This is a genomic window from Pseudomonas sp. SED1, assembly GCF_034044025.1.
GTDB lineage: Bacteria > Pseudomonadota > Gammaproteobacteria > Pseudomonadales > Pseudomonadaceae > Aquipseudomonas.
This window is the reverse complement of record NZ_JAXCIS010000114.1, coordinates 1-15,931: the sequence shown is the minus strand read 5'-3', so window position 1 is coordinate 15,931 and position 15,931 is coordinate 1. Positions and strand designations below refer to the sequence as shown.

The following is a 15,931-nucleotide window of genomic DNA, read 5'->3' as shown; positions in this document are numbered from 1 at the left end:
ATCAGTTGACTGATCCACCGCATTCGCGAGCAAGCCCGCTCCCACATTTTTGTCTGTATTCCAAATTTGAGCCGCATTAGCCAGATTCGAGCCGTATTTCGCTCAGCAATCGCTGAACGTTTCGTCATCCCCATACGTCATACAATTCCTTGAGCTAGTGTAGGAAACACCTACCACTCGGCCCTGCGATTAGTCCTCAAACCCCTATCCATGTTTAACTTGACTGTTCGTTCAAGTTAAATCGGTGGTTCGCTGCCCGCTCACAACAGGAGGCTTACCTTTGCTGAGTCCGTTTTTTACAGCCACATCCCACACCCTTGAGGTGCACCCTTTATGAGTGCATCGTCCATACCTTCAAGCGGTCAGGTCCGCATGAACCCGCCGGTGTTTTACTTCGCCGCGAGCTTCATCCTGCTGTTCGGCCTGACCGTCATCGCGATTCCCGAACAAGCCGGCGCCTGGCTGCTGGCCGCACAAAACTGGGCGGCCAATACGGTCGGCTGGTACTACATGCTGGCGATGACCCTGTATCTGGTCTTCGTGGTGGTCACCGCGTTATCGGGCTACGGCAAGATCAAACTCGGTGCCGACCACGACGAGCCCGAATTCAGTTACCTGTCCTGGGCGGGCATGCTGTTCGCCGCCGGGATCAGCATCACGCTGTTTTTCTTCTGCGTTTCCGAACCGTTGACTCACCTGGTGCAACCGCCCCAGGGCGAGGCGCTGAACGGTGACGCGGCGCGCCAGGCCATGCAGATCCTGTTTCTGCACTGGGGCCTGCATGGCTGGGGTGTGTTCGCCTTCGTCGGCATGGCCCTGGCGTATTTCGCCTACCGGCATAACCTGCCGCTGGCGTTGCGTTCGGCGCTGTACCCGCTGATCGGCAAGCGCATCAACGGCCCCATCGGTTACGCCGTGGACGGCTTCGGCATCATCGCCACGGTGTTCGGCCTTGGCGCCGACATGGGCTTTGGCGTGTTGCACCTCAACTCCGGGCTTGATTACCTGTTCGGCGTGGCTCACACCCAATGGATCCAGGTCGGCCTCATCACCTTGATGATGGGCGCGGCAATTCTTGTCGCCGTCTCGGGCGTCGATAAGGGCGTGCGGGTGATGTCCGACATCAACATGCTGCTGGCCTGTGCGCTGCTGCTGTTCGTGTTGTTTGCGGGTCCTACCCAGCACTTGCTCAACACCCTGATCCAGAACATCGGCGACTACCTCGGCGCCTTGCCGACCAAGAGTTTCGACCTCTACGCCTACGACAAACCCAGCGACTGGCTGGGCGGCTGGACCGTGTTTTATTGGGCCTGGTGGATCGCATGGTCGCCGTTCGTGGGCCTGTTTATCGCGCGTATTTCCCGCGGCCGCACCATCCGTGAATTTGTGTTCGGCGTGCTGTTGATCCCGTTGGGCTTCACCCTGGCGTGGATGTCGATCTTCGGCAACAGCGCCATCGACCAGGTGCTCAACCACGGCCTCACGGCGCTCGGTCAGTCGGCCATCGATGATCCGTCGATGAGCCTCTACCTGCTGCTGGAAACCTACCCGTGGAGCAAGACGGTGATCGCCGTCACGGTGTTTATCAGCTTCGTGTTCTTCGTCACCTCGGCCGACTCCGGCACCGTGGTGCTCTCGACCTTGTCGGCCAAAGGCGGCAACGCCGATGAAGACGGGCCGAAGTGGCTGCGGGTTTTCTGGGGCGCGATGACCGCGTTGGTGACCAGCGCGCTGTTGTTTGCCGGCAGCATCGACTCGCTCAAATCTGCTGTGGTGCTGACATCGCTGCCGTTCTCGATGATCTTGCTGCTGATGATGTGGGGGCTGCACAAGGCGTTCTACCTCGAATCCCAGAAGCAGATTGCGCAGATGCATTCCCTCGCGCCGGTGTCGGGCTCACGTAAAGGCACGGGCGGTTGGCGCCAGCGCTTGAGCCAGGCGGTGCATTTCCCGTCGCGGGATGAGGTGTACCGTTTCCTCGAGACCACGGTGCGTCCGGCGATCGAAGAAGTGACGGCAGTGTTTGTCGAAAAAGGCCTGAACGTGGTCGCCCAGCCGGACCCGGCCAACGACAGTGTCAGCCTGGAAATCGGCCACGGCGAACAGCATCCGTTCGTGTATCAGGTGCAGATGCGCGGCTATTTCACCCCGTCATTTGCACGGGGCGGCATGGGTTCCAAGCAGCTCAACAACCGCCGCTATTACCGGGCGGAAGTGCACTTGAGTGAGGGCAGCCAGGACTACGACCTGGTGGGCTACACCAAGGAGCAGATCATCAACGACATCCTCGACCAGTACGAACGGCATATGCAGTTCCTGCACCTGGTTCGCTAAACGAAAAGGCCCTGTTCAATACCTCGAACAGGGCCTTTTTTTTGCTCCTCGTCTCTTCTCCATACCCCACCACCATTGACGCGCCGAAGCGCTCGCCAGCGCCCGCAAAGCCCCGTGCTTGAAGGGTTCCTTAAATTTAATTTCATCCGGGTAAAGGATGTTTTGACTCCGAACTGTCACATGGCCATCGCCTAATTGTGTGAAGCGTTTGACGCTTTCATTTCAGAACAGTGACGGAGACCGGTACCAATGAAGACGTTATTGAGCCCCATGGTAGGTGCCGCCATGGCGAGCTTTATGCTGTCCGCCCACGCCGATTTTATCGATGACAGCCACGCCGATGTGACCCTGCTCAACCGCTACCTCAATCAGCAGGGGCGCGATGTGGTGAACAGCAATAACAAGGCCCATAGCATCCGTGATTGGGGCCAGGGTTTTGAGTTCAACTTCAAGTCCGGCTACACCGATGGCCCGGTGGGCTTTGGCTTGGACTTGCAGGCGTTCTACGGCTTGAAACTGGATTCCGGTGGCGACCTCAATGACAAGGATCACCAGGGCCGATACCCCGGCAGCATGTTCCCGCTGGATGACGGTAAATCCGCCGACCAGTTCGGCGTGCTCAGCCCGACCTTCAAGATGCGCTTCGCCCAGGATGAATTGCGCGTCGGTACGCTCTACGGCAACAACCCGGTACTGGCCAACACCGACGGCCGCTTGTACCAGCAGACCAACACTGGCGTGCAGTTGGTTTCCAAGGACTTGACTGACTTCACCTTTACCGCCGGTGACATCCTCAAGACCAAGATCCGCAACGAGACCGGCGACCAGGGCATGATCACCGCTGGCGGCACCAAAGAGAGCGATCGTTTCTTGTACGGCGGCGCGGACTACAAGGGTTTGCCGGACACCACCGTCAGCCTGTGGTACTCGAACCTCGAGGATTACTACCAGCAGTTCTTCCTCGGTGCCAAGCGCCATGACGCCTTGCCTGTGGGCGCGATCGACACCGACGTGCGCCTGTATCGCAGCCTGGGTGTGGGTGCAAACGCCGATGGCGACAAGGACTATTCCGCAGCCGGTCTTTATGGCGACGGCACCTCCAAGGGTCGCATCAACCAGTCCACCGTCAGCCTGTTGGAAAGCTACAGCCTGGACGGCCATACCGTCGGCCTGGGCATCCAGAAAAACAGCGGCGACAGCGACTTCCCGTACCTGGATTCCGGCCTGAACAGCGGTGCCAGCAACCAGGGCCCGGGCTCGGGCGCCGACACCCCGGCACTCACCAACATGCAACTGAACAAGTTCCAGCACGCCGGCGAACGCACCTGGCTGGCACAGTACAAATATGACTTCGGCAAGCTCGGCCTCAATGGCCTGACGTTCGCCACTTCCTACGCACACGGTGATGACATCCGCACCACCCAGGGCACCACCAGCGAATGGGAGCGTAACGTCACGGTGGCTTACCAAGTGCCCACCGGCACCCTCAAAGGCCTCGGCGTGACGTGGCGAAATGCCCACGCCAGCCCGGATATTACTGGCGCCACCGTGCAAGATGAAAACCGCCTGTATGTGAGCTATGTCGTTCCACTTTGGTAGGACTTTGCTGTAAAAGGGAAAGGCAGACTTAAGCGATTCAGCTGCTTAAAAGGCCCGGGAATATGCTTATTCCCGGGCCTTATTTGCCCCAAGTCCAAGAGAGGATTCGATGACTTACATTGCTGCCGAAAACCGCTATGAATCTATTCCTTATCGCCGCGTAGGTCGCAGCGGACTGGTGCTGCCGGCACTGTCCCTGGGGCTGTGGCACAACTTTGGCGACAGCACCCCGATTGACACCCAGCGCGCGCTCCTGCGTACGGCGTTCGACCTGGGTATCAACCACTTCGACCTGGCCAACAACTACGGCCCTCCGTACGGCAGCGCCGAGATCAACTTCGGCCGTTTGCTGCGGGAAGATTTCAAGCATTACCGCGATGAACTGATCATCTCCAGCAAGGCGGGTTGGGACATGTGGCCAGGCCCTTACGGCCAGGGCGGCGGTTCGCGCAAGTACGTACTGGCGAGCCTCGACCAGAGCCTGCAACGCCTGGGCGTCGACTACGTGGACATCTTCTACTCCCACCGTTTTGATGCCGACACCCCACTGGAAGAAACCGCCAGCGCACTGGCCACCGCCGTACAACAGGGCAAGGCGTTGTACATCGGGATTTCGTCCTATTCCGGCGTGAAAACCCGGGAAATTGCAGCACTGCTTCAAGAGTGGAAAGTGCCACTGCTGATCCATCAGCCGGCCTACAACCTGCTCAATCGCTGGGTGGAAAAAGACCTGCTGGACGTCACCGAAGAACTCGGTGCCGGGGTGATTGCGTTCACGCCATTGGCCCAGGGACTGTTGACCGACAAATACCTCAACGGCGTACCGGCGGATGCGCGGGTGAATCGCCCGGGTGGTGGTTCGTTGCAGGCCAAGCATTTGTCCGAGGCCAACATCGCCCACGCCCGTGCGCTGAATGAAATTGCCAAGCGTCGTGGCCAGAGCCTGGCGCAGATGGCGTTGGCGTGGACGTTGCGTGATCCGCGGGTCACCAGTGCCCTGATCGGCGCGAGCCGGCCGGAGCAGATCATTGAAAACGTCGGGGCGTTGCAGAATTTGAGCTTCAGCGCGCAAGAGCTGGCGGAGATTGATCGGTTTGCGCAGGAAGGCGGGATTAACTTGTGGGAGAAGCCGTCTACCGCTGAGTAAGCGGTAGTCCCCAACTCCTGAATCATCCCCAACCAAATGTGGGAGCGGGCTTGCTCGCGAAAGCGGAGTGTCAGTCACTGTATATGTCGACTGATCCACCGCCTTCGCGAGCAAGCCCGCTCCCACATTTGATTTGTGGTGTGCCTGCTAGAACGGCACATCTCCAAGAATCGTCGCCCGGTGCATCACCCGCCGTTGCGGCCGGTAATCATCCACCGCGTAATGCTGGGTCACGCGGTTATCCCAGAACGCCACGTCATTTTCCTGCCAACGCCAGCGAATGGTGAATTCCGGCCGTGTCGCGTGCGCAAACAGCAGCTTCAACACCGCCTCGCTTTCCGCGGGCTCCAGTTCGTTGATCTTGCTGGTGAACCCTTCACTGACGAACAGCGATTTACGCCCGCTCACCGGGTGCGTGCGAATCACCGGATGGGACAGTGGCGGGTTCTTGCGCCGGGCTTCTTCCCAGCGCGCCAAATCTTCCGGCGTGTTGCCATAACGCTCCAGCGGGAAGGAACGGGTGAAGTCATGGGTCGCCGTCAAACCGTCCAGCAGCTTTTTGAATGGCTCCGACAACGCCTCATACGCGGCAATCCCGCTGGCCCACAACGTATCGCCACCGAACTCCGGCAACAGCTTGGCGCTGAGTACCGCGCCGAGGGCCGGCGTGGGCAGGAAGGTCACGTCGGTGTGCCAGATGGCGTTATCGCGTACATCGGTCACGGCGGTATCGAGGATCAGCACTTCAGGCTGTTCCGGCACGTTGGGGTAGATCGGGTGAATGTGCAGGTCGCCGAAATGCGCCGCGAACCGCGCCTGTTGCTGCGGGTTGATCGGCTGGTTGCGGAAGAACAGCACCGAATGCTTGAGCAGCGCCTGTTCGATGGCGTCGCGGTGTTCGATGTTCAGCGGTTGGGTGATGTCGACGCCACTGATCTGGGCGCCAAGGGCGGTGCTGAGAGGCGTTACGGTCAGGCTGCTCATGGGATTCTCGTCGAAAATTTCTTAGTGTGCCTGGCCATGCCACGGCACCAGTTTGCGCTGCAGGGCACGCAAGCCCATTTCCATCGCAAAGGCGATGAGTGCGATCACCAGGATGCCCAGCACCACTACGTCGGTGACCAGGAACTGCGCGGCGGACTGCACCATGAAACCCAGGCCGCTGGTGGCGGCGATCAGCTCGGCGGCCACCAACGTCGACCACCCCACACCGAGGCCAATCCGCACGCCGGTGAGGATGTCGGGCAGGGCGCTCGGCAGGATTACGTGGCGAATCAGCTGTGCCCGTGTGGCGCCCAATGACTGCGCGGCGCGCAATTTGGCCGGGTCGACGGTGCGCACGCCGGTGGCGGTAGCAATGGCGATCGGCGCAAAAATCGCCAGGTAGATCAGCAGCACCTTGGACAGCTCGCCGATGCCGCACCAGATCACGATCAGCGGCAGGTAAGCCAGCGGCGGAATCGGGCGGTAAAACTCGATCAGCGGATCCAGAATGCCCCGGGCGATGCGATTGGAGCCGATGGCAATGCCCACCGGCACGGCGGTCAGCACGGCAAAGCCGAGGCCCAGGCCGATACGCTTGAGGCTCGCGCCCAAGTGCTGCCACAGGGTGGAGTCCATGTAGCCAGTGGTCGCCAGCAGCCAGCCTTTTTGCAGCACGGCGGAAGGCGGTGGCAGGAACAGCGGTTCGATCAGCCCGCTGGCGGTCACGGCCCACCAGATAGCGACCAGAGTCACCAGGGTCAGCACGCTGATCCAGCGGGTGCTCAGACTGCGGCGTACCGGCACCACCGGAGTTTGCGCGGTGCGGGTCGCCGGTAATTCGTAGCTGCTCATGCGGACACCTGCCGTTGGGAGAACACCTTGCCCAGCACGTGTTCGCGGGTTTCGATAAAGCGCGGGTCGGATTTGATCGCCCGTGCCGACTCACCGGCGGCGTAGCGCTGGCCGAAGTCCAGGCTCAGGCGCTCGACGATCTGGCCTGGGTTGGGCGCCAGCAGAATCAGATCCGTGGCGAGGAATACGGCTTCTTCGATGTCGTGGGTAATCAGGAACACCGGCTTGGCTGTGCGCCGCCAGACTTGCAGCAACAGCTCCTGCATCTGTTCGCGGGTGAAGGCATCGAGGGCGCCGAACGGTTCGTCCATCAGCAGTACGCGCGGGTCAGCAGCCAACGCGCGGGCCAGGCCCACACGTTGCTTCTGGCCACCGGAGAGTTGCCAGATGCGGCGGCTGTCGAAGCCGGCGAGGTCCACCAGGGCCAGCATTTCCCGGGCGCGGATTTCGCGCTTGGCCTTGGACACGCCCGCCAACTCCAGGCCGAAGCCGACGTTGGCCAGTACGTCCTGCCAGGGCAGCAGGGCGTCGTCCTGGAACACCACGCCGCGTTCGGCGCTCGGTCCTTTTACCGGCACACCGTCAAGGGTGATGCGCCCGGCGCTGGGTTCGACAAAACCGGCAATCAGGTTCAACAGCGAAGTCTTGCCACTGCCGGAAGGGCCGAGGGCCACCAGCAATTGCTGGGGCCCAAGGCTCAGGGAAATATCGGCCAGTACGGGCTCCGGGCTGCCTGGGTACTGTGCGCTGATGCGCTCCAGTTGTAGCAAGGCCATCGCGGTGAACTCCTGGTATCAGTTAGTGATGAACTTCGGGCTGACGTACGGGGCGTAATCCGGCAGTACGGCGTCGACCTTGCCCTGTTCCTTGAGGAACGCGGCGGTGTCGGTGACGGCCTTGGTGGTGGGTGCGCCGAGCAGGGTGACCTGGTCAGCCGCCAGCGGGTAGACGTTGCCTTGCAGCAGCAGCGGAATATCGCTGGCCTTGGCTCCGGAGAGTTTCACCAGTTTGTCGACGTTGCTTTGGTTAGCCAGCCAGGCTTGTGGGTCTTTGCGGTAAGCGGCGTAGGCATCCAGGGTGACTTTGGCAAAGGCCGTGACGATTTCCGGGTGCTTCTCGGCGAAATCCTTACGCACGATCCAGGCATCGAAAGTCGGTGCGCCAAATTTGGCCAGTTCGCCGGAAGTAATCAGCACTTTGCCGTTTTCCTTGGCTACGCCCAGAGCCGGATCCCATACGTAGGTGGCGTCGATATCACCGCGCTTCCAGGCAGCGATGATGGCTGGCGGGGCGAGGTTGAGGATGGTCACTTTCGAAGGGTCGATGTTCCAGTGCTTCAGTGCGGCCAGCAGGCTGTAGTGGCCAGTGGAAACGAACGGCACGGCGACTTTCTTGCCGATCAGGTCCTGCGGGCTGTTGATCCCGGAACCGTTGCGCGCCACCAAGGCTTCGGCACCGCCGATCTGGGTGGCGATCAGGAAGGTTTCCACCGGGACCTTGCGGGTCACGGCAGCGGTCAGGGGGCTGGAACCTAGGTAGCCGATCTGCACGTCGCCGGAAGCGATGGCGGCGATGATGTCGGCACCGTTGTCGAATTTGCGCCAGTCGATCTTGGCGTTGGTGGCTTTTTCGTAGGCGCCGTCGGCCTGGGCGACTTTCGCCGGGTCAACGGTGGTCTGGTAAGCGATGGTTACGTCGGCGGCCTGGGCAAACAGGCTGGCACCGGCCAGGGACAACGCCGCCAAGAGGCGAAGGGGGAAGTGCAGTTTCAAGGGGGAAGTCCTCATCAGGCGGCCGGAGGTCGGCGTGTGAGAAGACTAAATGATCTAAGAATCCGAAAATAAATAACATTTTCGAATTAGCTTATTATGTAGGAGCGAGCTTGCTCGCGAAAAACGTCAACGATAACGCGTGCTGTCTGGGTGAACGCGTTGTTCTCAGGTTTTTCGCGAGCAAGCTCGCTCCTACAGTAGGTTGCGAATGATTAGTTACTGATAGCGAGGATGCTCGCCTGGTACGACCCGACAAACACGTCAAAATCGCCCACTTCGTTCTGCTCCAGCTCCGACTGCTGCGCCAGCGAATTACGCGCCAGCTCTTCAAAACGCGCCTGTTCCTCAACCTTCAACGGCTCGCTGCGGAAGTGTTCGGCGTGCACCTGGCTCTGATGCAGCGAGAATTGCGCAAAGCTCTCTTTACGCTCGCTCATCGCCGCCAGCACCTGGGCCGACGGGGTCAGGGACGAATCCTTGACCTTCGCCAACTGGGCGTCCAGTGCCAGGCTGTGTTCATTGATGCCCTGGCTCTGATCCAGCAAGGCAGCCAGCGGAGCAATCTGCTCCAGCAACTCGGCGGCCCACTCCTTCATGTCCACCGATTCGCCACGGCGTTGCAATTGCAGGCCCGGACGGCGACCTTCCTTGACCACGCTGAGGAAGTTGGAGGTGGCGTTGCCGCACTCGTTATCAGCGAACAGCGGGCTGTCATTCAAGGCGCAATACAGCAGGAACGCGTCGAGGAAGCGCGACTCTTGCAAGTCGATGCCCATTGGCAGGAACGGGTTGATGTCCAGGCAGCGCACTTCGATGTACTGAATGCCACGAGCCATCAACGCCTGGATCGGCCGTTCGCCGGTGTAGGTCACGCGCTTGGGCCGGATGTTGGAGTAGTACTCGTTTTCGATCTGCAGGATGTTGGTGTTGAGCTGTACCCACTCACCGTCCTTATGGGTGCCGACTTCGACGTACGGCGCGTAGGGCGTTGCCACCGCTTCGCGCAGGCTGTCGGTGTAGCTCGCCAGGTCGTTGTAGCACGGCGTCAGGCCGGCCTGGGCGTTGCTCTGGTAACCCAGGTCGCTCATGCGCAGGCTGGTGGCGTACGGCAGGTACAGAGTGTCGGCGTCCAGCACTTCCAGCTGGTGCGAGCGACCGCGCAGGAAACCCGCGTCCAGGGCCGGCGAGGCGCCGAACAGGTACATCAGCAGCCAGCTGTAGCGGCGGAAGTTACGGATCAGCGCGATATAAGCCGTGGACTGGTAGTCGCGGTCGGTACCTACAAAGCCTTCGGCTTCCTTGAGCAGCGGCCACAACGCTTCCGGCAGGGAGAAGTTGTAGTGGATCCCGGCGATGCACTGCATGGTCTTGCCGTACCGCAGGGCCAGGCCCTTGCGATATACGTACTTGAGCTGTCCGATGTTGGAGGTGCCGTAGTAGGCAATCGGAATATCTTCCTCGGCCGGCAACGGGCACGGCATCGATGGACTCCACAGGTACTCGCTGCCGAGCTTGCTGTAGGCAAAACGGTGGATCTTGTCGAGGCTGCTCAGGGTATCGGCCGGGTTGGGCAACGCCGGGGTGATGAACTCAAGCAGCGACTCGGAATAGTCGGTGGTGATTTGTTCGTGGGTCAGTGCAGCGCCCAAGGCCTCGGGGTGCGGCGTTTGTGCCAGTCGGCCTTCACCGGTGACGCGCAGGCATTCACGCTCGATGCCGTGCAGGCATTGCTCGAGCAAAGAGAGGTGTTCGTGCTTGCCGAGCAGGGCCAGGCGGCGGTTGAGAAGTTCGCTCAAGTTGGATTCCTTCACGCGTCAGTCGCCCCAATATGGGGGTGGGCAGGACGGTCTACAAGGGTGAAGTGGAAACTGGCGTTATCGCCTGGTTTTTGAGCCGGATTGACCCACTCTGAAAGAGCCGCCTTCGTCCCTGAGTCTGGCTATCGCGCACGAAGAAAAGTTCGGCGCAACTTTCGCAGCGCCGAAATTAACTCAAATCGATGACAGGGAGCTATAGGACAGCGAAGGTGCCTTGTGCTTTTGCGACCAGTTTTTCGTCCTGGTACACGTCCGCCTCGACCACCAGCGTGCGCCGACCGGGGTGAATCACCCGGGCAGTGCATAGCACGTCGCCGTCGGAAACGGCGCGGATGTAGTTGATCTTGCATTCGATGGTCGCGCTTTGCTGGTCGAAACCATGGGAGCTGGAACAGGCCAGCCCCATGGCAATGTCCACCAGGCTGAAGATCGCCCCGCCATGGAGCTTGCCAGCGCGGTTGCGCAGTTGCGGTTCCAGGGTCATGGCCACCTCGGCAACACCGGTTTCCAGGCGTTGCAGGCGGCAGCCAATGAGTTCGCTGAAAGCGCTGTGGGTCAAACCGGCTGGCAGTTCCATTAACGTTTCTTCAGTTGTTTGGCATTGGCGAACAGCGAAGCCATGGCGTTATTGGCCGGGGCTGGCGCAGCGGTTTCCTTGCGGGGTGCGCTGCCTTGGGACTGGCGTGGCGCCGAGCCAGGGCGTGCGCCACGGGCACCGTCGATTTTTTCGCCCGGGGTGTCGCTCATGCGCATCGACAGGCCGACGCGTTTGCGCGGGATGTCGACTTCCATGACCTTGACCTTGACCACGTCACCGGCTTTCACCGCTTCGCGCGGGTCCTTGATGAACTTCTCCGAAAGTGCAGAGATGTGCACCAAACCGTCCTGATGCACGCCGATATCCACAAACGCGCCGAAGTTGGTCACGTTGGTGACTACGCCCTCGAGGATCATCCCCAGTTGCAGGTCCTTGAGGTCTTCGACGCCTTCCTGGAACTCGGCGGTCTTGAACTCGGGACGCGGGTCGCGGCCAGGTTTTTCCAGCTCTTGCAGGATGTCGGTGATGGTCGGTACGCCGAAGGTTTCGTCGGTGTACTTTTTCGGGTCCAGGCGCTTGAGGAACGCGGCGTCGCCGATCAGCGAGCGGATGTCGCGGTCGGTTTCAGCGGCAATGCGTTGCACCAGCGGGTAGGCTTCCGGGTGGACGGCCGAGGAGTCCAGCGGGTTGTCACCGTTCATGACGCGCAGGAAGCCGGCGGCTTGTTCGAAGGTTTTTTCGCCAAGGCGTGCGACTTTTTTCAGCGCTGCACGGGTCTTGAACGCACCGTTTTCGTCGCGGTGGGTCACGATGTTTTGTGCCAGGGTGGCGTTGAGGCCGGAAATTCGGGCCAGCAGCGCAACCGAAGCGGTATTCACATCCACGCCGACCTTGTTCACGCAGTCTTCCACTACTGCATCCAGGCCGCGTGCCAGTTTCAGCTGCGACACGTCGTGCTGGTACTGGCCGACGCCGATGGATTTCGGATCGATCTTCACCAGTTCGGCCAGTGGATCTTGCAGGCGGCGAGCGATGGATACTGCGCCACGGATCGACACGTCGAGGTCCGGGAATTCCTTGGAAGCCAGCTCAGACGCGGAATACACCGAGGCGCCGGCCTCGGAGACCATTACCTTGGTCATCTGCATGCCTGGGTATTTTTTGATCAGCTCGGCAGCCAGCTTGTCGGTTTCGCGGCTGGCGGTGCCGTTGCCGATGGCGATCAGGTCCACCGAGTGCTTGGCGCACAGGGCGGCGAGGATCGCGATGGTCTGGTCCCACTTGTTGTGCGGCACATGCGGGTAAACCGTGGCGTGGTCGAGCATCTTGCCGGTGGCGTCGACCACGGCAACCTTGCAGCCGGTACGCAGGCCCGGGTCGAGGCCCAGGGTGGCACGCGGGCCGGCTGGAGCGGCCAGCAGCAGGTCGTGCAGGTTGTGGGCGAAAACGCTGATGGCTTCGGTCTCGGCGCCGTCGCGCAGCTCGCCCAGCAGGTCGGTTTCCAGGTGGGTGTAGAGCTTGACCTTCCAGGTCCAGCGCACGACTTCACTGAGCCACTTGTCCGCAGGACGATTCTGATTCTGGATGCCGAATTGTTGACCGATCATGCCTTCGCACGAGTGCATGGTGCCTGGCAGCTCGTCGCCGACTTTCAGCGCGGAGCTCAGGATGCCTTCGTTGCGACCGCGGAAAATCGCGAGGGCGCGGTGGGACGGCATGCTTTTCAGCGGCTCGTCGTGTTCGAAGTAATCGCGGAACTTGGCGCCTTCCTCTTCCTTGCCGGCGATCACGCGGGCACTGAGGGTGGCTTCCTGCTTCAGGTAATTGCGCAGTTTTTCCAGCAGGTTGGCGTCTTCGGCGAAGCGCTCCATGAGGATGTACTTGGCGCCTTCGAGGGCAGCCTTGACGTCGGCGACGCCTTTTTCGGCATCGATAAAACGTGCAGCTTCGCTTTCCGGAGCCAGGGACGGATCGTTGAACAGACCGTCGGCCAACTCGCCGAGGCCGGCTTCCAGGGCGATCTGGCCCTTGGTGCGACGCTTCTGTTTGTACGGCAGGTACAAGTCTTCGAGGCGGGTCTTGGTGTCGGCGAGCTTGATGTCGCGTTCCAGTTGCGGGGTCAGCTTGCCTTGCTCTTCGATGCTGGCGAGGATGCTGATACGCCGTTCGTCGAGTTCTCGCAGGTAGCGCAGGCGCTCTTCCAGATGCCGCAACTGGATATCATCGAGGCTGCCGGTGACTTCTTTACGGTAACGGGCGATGAAGGGCACTGTGGAGCCTTCATCCAGTAGAGCGACGGCCGCTTCGACCTGTTGTGGGCGTACACCGAGTTCCTCGGCGATGCGGCTGTTGATGCTGTCCATAAAACCACCTGAAATTCTGAAAGCAGGCTCGCAGGCCCGGAAAACAAGGCTTGCGAGGCTGGTTGAGCGGCCCGACTGGCGCCGCTGCCTGGGTCAAGAGGCAGCCTATTGACCCTCGAAATCGAAAAAATCACTACAAGCGGGTGAAAAAAATCCCCAGGCAGTAAACGGCAACGAACTGACGTTGCCCTGCACAAAGGCGCCGCATTATAACCAGCGTTCCGCCCTTGGGGGGATTGCGGCCAAGGTTGTAGGGCGCGGGTTAGCTGGCGGTAGAGGAAAAATCTGCTAACAATGCACACGGTGCGTATAACGGCAGCTACGCCATAATGCGCGCCGAGATAAGAGGAGCATCTAATGAGCAGCACTGCACAAACTGCTGAAGGCGAAAAAATTCTCATCGTTGATGACGATCCGGGGCTGAGCAGCCTGCTGGAGCGTTTCTTCAACTCCAAGGGCTATCGCGCACGCGCGGTGCCAAACACCGAACAAATGGACCGCCTGTTGGGACGTGAAGTCTTCAACCTGGTAGTTCTGGACCTGATGCTGCCCGGCGAAGACGGCCTGACCGCCTGCAAACGCCTGCGCGGCGCCAACAATCAGATCCCGATCATCATGCTGACCGCCAAGGGCGATGAGCTGAGCCGTATCAAGGGCCTGGAACTGGGCGCTGACGACTACCTGGCCAAGCCGTTCAACCCGGACGAGCTGATGGCGCGGGTCAAGGCCGTACTGCGTCGCCAGGCCGCCCCGGTACCGGGTGCCCCAGGCAGCGAAGACGAAAGCGTGACCTTCGGTGACTACGAGCTGTCGCTGGCCACCCGTGAGCTCAAGCGTGGCGATGAAGTGCACATGCTGACCACCGGCGAATTCGCCGTGCTCAAGGCACTGGTGATGAACGCTCGCCAGCCGCTGACCCGTGACAAGCTGATGAACCTGGCCCGTGGCCGCGAGTGGGACGCCCTGGAGCGCTCCATCGACGTACAGATATCCCGTCTGCGCCGGATGATCGAACCCGATCCATCCAAGCCGCGTTATATCCAGACGGTGTGGGGCGTGGGTTACGTGTTTGTGCCGGATGGCACTGCAACCAAGTGACCGATGATTTGCAGAAGCGGGCTTGCCGGTGTTGACTCGATAAGAGTCAGCCGGTTGCCCGGCGTTTGCAATTCTGCGAGCCTCGCTCGCTCCTGCAAGGTGTCTAGCTGTCTTTTATGAAAACCCCGTTGTGGTTCCCCCAAAGTTTTTTCTCACGCACCCTTTGGCTGGTGCTCATCGTCGTACTGTTTTCCAAGGCCCTGACACTGGTTTATCTGTTGATGAACGAAGATGTGCTGGTGGACCGGCAGTACAGCCACGGTGTCGCCCTGACCTTGCGCGCCTATTGGGCCGCAGACCCCGAGAACCGCGAGAAGATCGCCAAGGCTGCCACCCTGGTCCGGGTCGCAGGCGCGGGCGTGCCCGAGGGCGAGCAACATTGGCCCTACAGTGAAATCTACCAAAGACAGATGCAGGCCGAACTGGGTGAAGACACCGAGGTACGGCTGCGCATGCATGTATCGCCGGCGCTGTGGGTGCGGGCCCCGAGCCTGGGCGAGGACTGGCTGAAAGTACCGCTGTACCCGCACCCACTGCGTGGGCAGAAGATCTGGAACGTGCTGGGCTGGTTCCTGGCAATTGGTTTGCTTTCCACCGCGTCTGCCTGGATTTTCGTGCGCCAGCTCAACCAGCCGCTCAAGCGCCTGGTGTTTGCTGCACGCCAGCTCGGTCAGGGCCGTAGCGTGCGGCTGCCCATCAGCGACACGCCGAGTGAAATGACCGAGGTGTACAGCGCGTTCAACCAGATGGCCGAGGATGTCGAACAGGCGGGGCGCGAGCGCGAGCTGATGTTGGCGGGGGTGTCCCATGACCTGCGCACGCCATTGACGCGTTTGCGGCTTTCCCTGGAACTGATGGGCAACCACACCGACCTTACCGACGATATGGTCCGCGATATCGAGGACATGGACGCGATTCTCGACCAGTTCCTCGCGTTTATCCGCGACGGTCGCGACGAGGTAGTGGAAGAAGTCGACCTGACGGACCTGGTACGTGAGGTGGTGGCGCCCTACAACCAGAACGGCGAGCAGGTGCGCATGCGCCTGGAGCCGATCCAGCCGTTCGCGTTGCGTCGGGTATCGATGAAACGCCTGCTGAACAACCTGATTGGCAACGCCCTGCATCACGCCGGTTCCGATGTGGAAGTGGCGGCCTATGTCTCCGGGGATACCAGTGCTCCTTACGTGGTGCTGAGTGTCATGGACCGTGGCGCCGGGATCGATCCGGCAGAGCTGGAGGGCATCTTCAACCCGTTCACCCGTGGCGATCGTGCCCGGGGTGGCAAAGGTACGGGCCTGGGGCTGGCGATTGTGCGACGGATTGCTTCGATGCATGGCGGCAATGTTGAGTTGCGCAACCGGCCGGACGGCGGCCTGGAAGCGCGAGTGCGTTTGCCGTTGGGGCTGATGTTGCCCAGGGACGCGGTC

12 protein-coding genes are annotated in these 15,931 nt (G+C 60.8%); 5 read left to right on the top strand and 7 right to left on the bottom strand.

Annotation, left to right across the window (positions count from 1 at the left end; all coding sequences use genetic code 11):
• Positions 1-372: 372 nt before the first annotated feature.
• From betT to mgrA, 3 genes are all read left to right on the top strand, one after another.
• Entirely contained in the window at positions 373-2,334 is a 1,962-nt protein-coding gene (gene betT, locus SNL23_RS14645; RefSeq protein ID WP_167663436.1) for a choline transporter BetT, read from the top strand.
• 270 nt (positions 2,335-2,604) lie between these two features.
• Entirely contained in the window at positions 2,605-3,933 is a 1,329-nt protein-coding gene (locus tag SNL23_RS14640; RefSeq protein ID WP_083676749.1) for an OprD family outer membrane porin, read from the top strand.
• A gap of 109 nt (positions 3,934-4,042) precedes the next feature.
• On the top strand, positions 4,043-5,080 hold the full coding sequence (mgrA, locus tag SNL23_RS14635) for an L-glyceraldehyde 3-phosphate reductase (protein WP_003211877.1): 1,038 nt from the start codon (positions 4,043-4,045) through the stop codon (positions 5,078-5,080).
• A gap of 147 nt (positions 5,081-5,227) precedes the next feature.
• On the opposite strand, the gene tauD is transcribed toward mgrA, so the two are convergent.
• The 7 genes from tauD to SNL23_RS14600 form a co-directional block, all read right to left on the bottom strand.
• Positions 5,228-6,064 carry a taurine dioxygenase gene (gene tauD / locus SNL23_RS14630; protein WP_318302577.1) on the bottom strand — a complete coding sequence of 279 codons (837 nt, stop codon included), beginning with the start codon at positions 6,062-6,064 and terminating at the stop codon, positions 5,228-5,230.
• A 21-nt stretch (positions 6,065-6,085) separates the two neighbouring features.
• A complete protein-coding gene (gene tauC / locus SNL23_RS14625; protein ID WP_076018188.1) occupies positions 6,086-6,916 on the bottom strand; it encodes a taurine ABC transporter permease TauC in 831 nt (276 codons plus the stop codon).
• Complete coding sequence (tauB, locus tag SNL23_RS14620) at positions 6,913-7,692, bottom strand: taurine ABC transporter ATP-binding subunit (RefSeq protein ID WP_318302576.1); 780 nt, start codon at positions 7,690-7,692, stop codon at positions 6,913-6,915. Before tauB ends, tauC begins: the two co-directional genes overlap by 4 nt.
• Positions 7,693-7,710: 18 nt before the next feature.
• A complete protein-coding gene (gene tauA, locus SNL23_RS14615) occupies positions 7,711-8,688 on the bottom strand; it encodes a taurine ABC transporter substrate-binding protein (protein WP_318302575.1) in 978 nt (325 codons plus the stop codon).
• A gap of 212 nt (positions 8,689-8,900) precedes the next feature.
• Positions 8,901-10,484, bottom strand: a complete 1,584-nt coding sequence (gshA, locus tag SNL23_RS14610) for a glutamate--cysteine ligase (RefSeq protein WP_318302574.1) — start codon at positions 10,482-10,484, stop codon at positions 8,901-8,903.
• Positions 10,485-10,698: 214 nt separating this feature from the next.
• Positions 10,699-11,082: a PaaI family thioesterase gene (locus tag SNL23_RS14605; RefSeq protein ID WP_008435797.1), complete on the bottom strand. Its 384-nt coding sequence runs from the start codon at positions 11,080-11,082 to the stop codon at positions 10,699-10,701.
• Complete coding sequence (locus SNL23_RS14600) at positions 11,082-13,406, bottom strand: Tex family protein (RefSeq protein WP_318302573.1); 2,325 nt, start codon at positions 13,404-13,406, stop codon at positions 11,082-11,084. Before SNL23_RS14600 ends, SNL23_RS14605 begins: the two co-directional genes overlap by 1 nt.
• Before the next feature lie 357 nt (positions 13,407-13,763).
• Here SNL23_RS14600 and ompR point away from each other — a divergent pair, with 357 nt between their 5' ends.
• Entirely contained in the window at positions 13,764-14,504 is a 741-nt protein-coding gene (gene ompR, locus SNL23_RS14595) for an osmolarity response regulator transcription factor OmpR (protein ID WP_003213175.1), read from the top strand.
• A 116-nt stretch (positions 14,505-14,620) separates the two neighbouring features.
• The coding region (locus SNL23_RS14590; RefSeq protein WP_003213176.1) for an ATP-binding protein at positions 14,621-15,931 on the top strand (1,311 nt) is incomplete at its 3' end.

What these genes read in the sequence shown, in the direction of transcription:
- mgrA (WP_003211877.1), top strand. Translation starts at nt 4,043, where the DNA reads ATGACTTACATTGCTGCCGAAAACCGCTATGAATCTATTCCTTATCGC.
- SNL23_RS14600 (WP_318302573.1), bottom strand. Translation starts at nt 13,406, where the DNA reads ATGGACAGCATCAACAGCCGCATCGCCGAGGAACTCGGTGTACGCCCA.
- tauC (WP_076018188.1), bottom strand. Translation starts at nt 6,916, where the DNA reads ATGAGCAGCTACGAATTACCGGCGACCCGCACCGCGCAAACTCCGGTG.
- ompR (WP_003213175.1), top strand. Translation starts at nt 13,764, where the DNA reads ATGAGCAGCACTGCACAAACTGCTGAAGGCGAAAAAATTCTCATCGTT.
- betT (WP_167663436.1), top strand. Translation starts at nt 373, where the DNA reads ATGAACCCGCCGGTGTTTTACTTCGCCGCGAGCTTCATCCTGCTGTTC.
- SNL23_RS14640 (WP_083676749.1), top strand. Translation starts at nt 2,605, where the DNA reads ATGGTAGGTGCCGCCATGGCGAGCTTTATGCTGTCCGCCCACGCCGAT.
- tauD (WP_318302577.1), bottom strand. Translation starts at nt 6,064, where the DNA reads ATGAGCAGCCTGACCGTAACGCCTCTCAGCACCGCCCTTGGCGCCCAG.
- SNL23_RS14605 (WP_008435797.1), bottom strand. Translation starts at nt 11,082, where the DNA reads ATGGAACTGCCAGCCGGTTTGACCCACAGCGCTTTCAGCGAACTCATT.
- tauB (WP_318302576.1), bottom strand. Translation starts at nt 7,692, where the DNA reads ATGGCCTTGCTACAACTGGAGCGCATCAGCGCACAGTACCCAGGCAGC.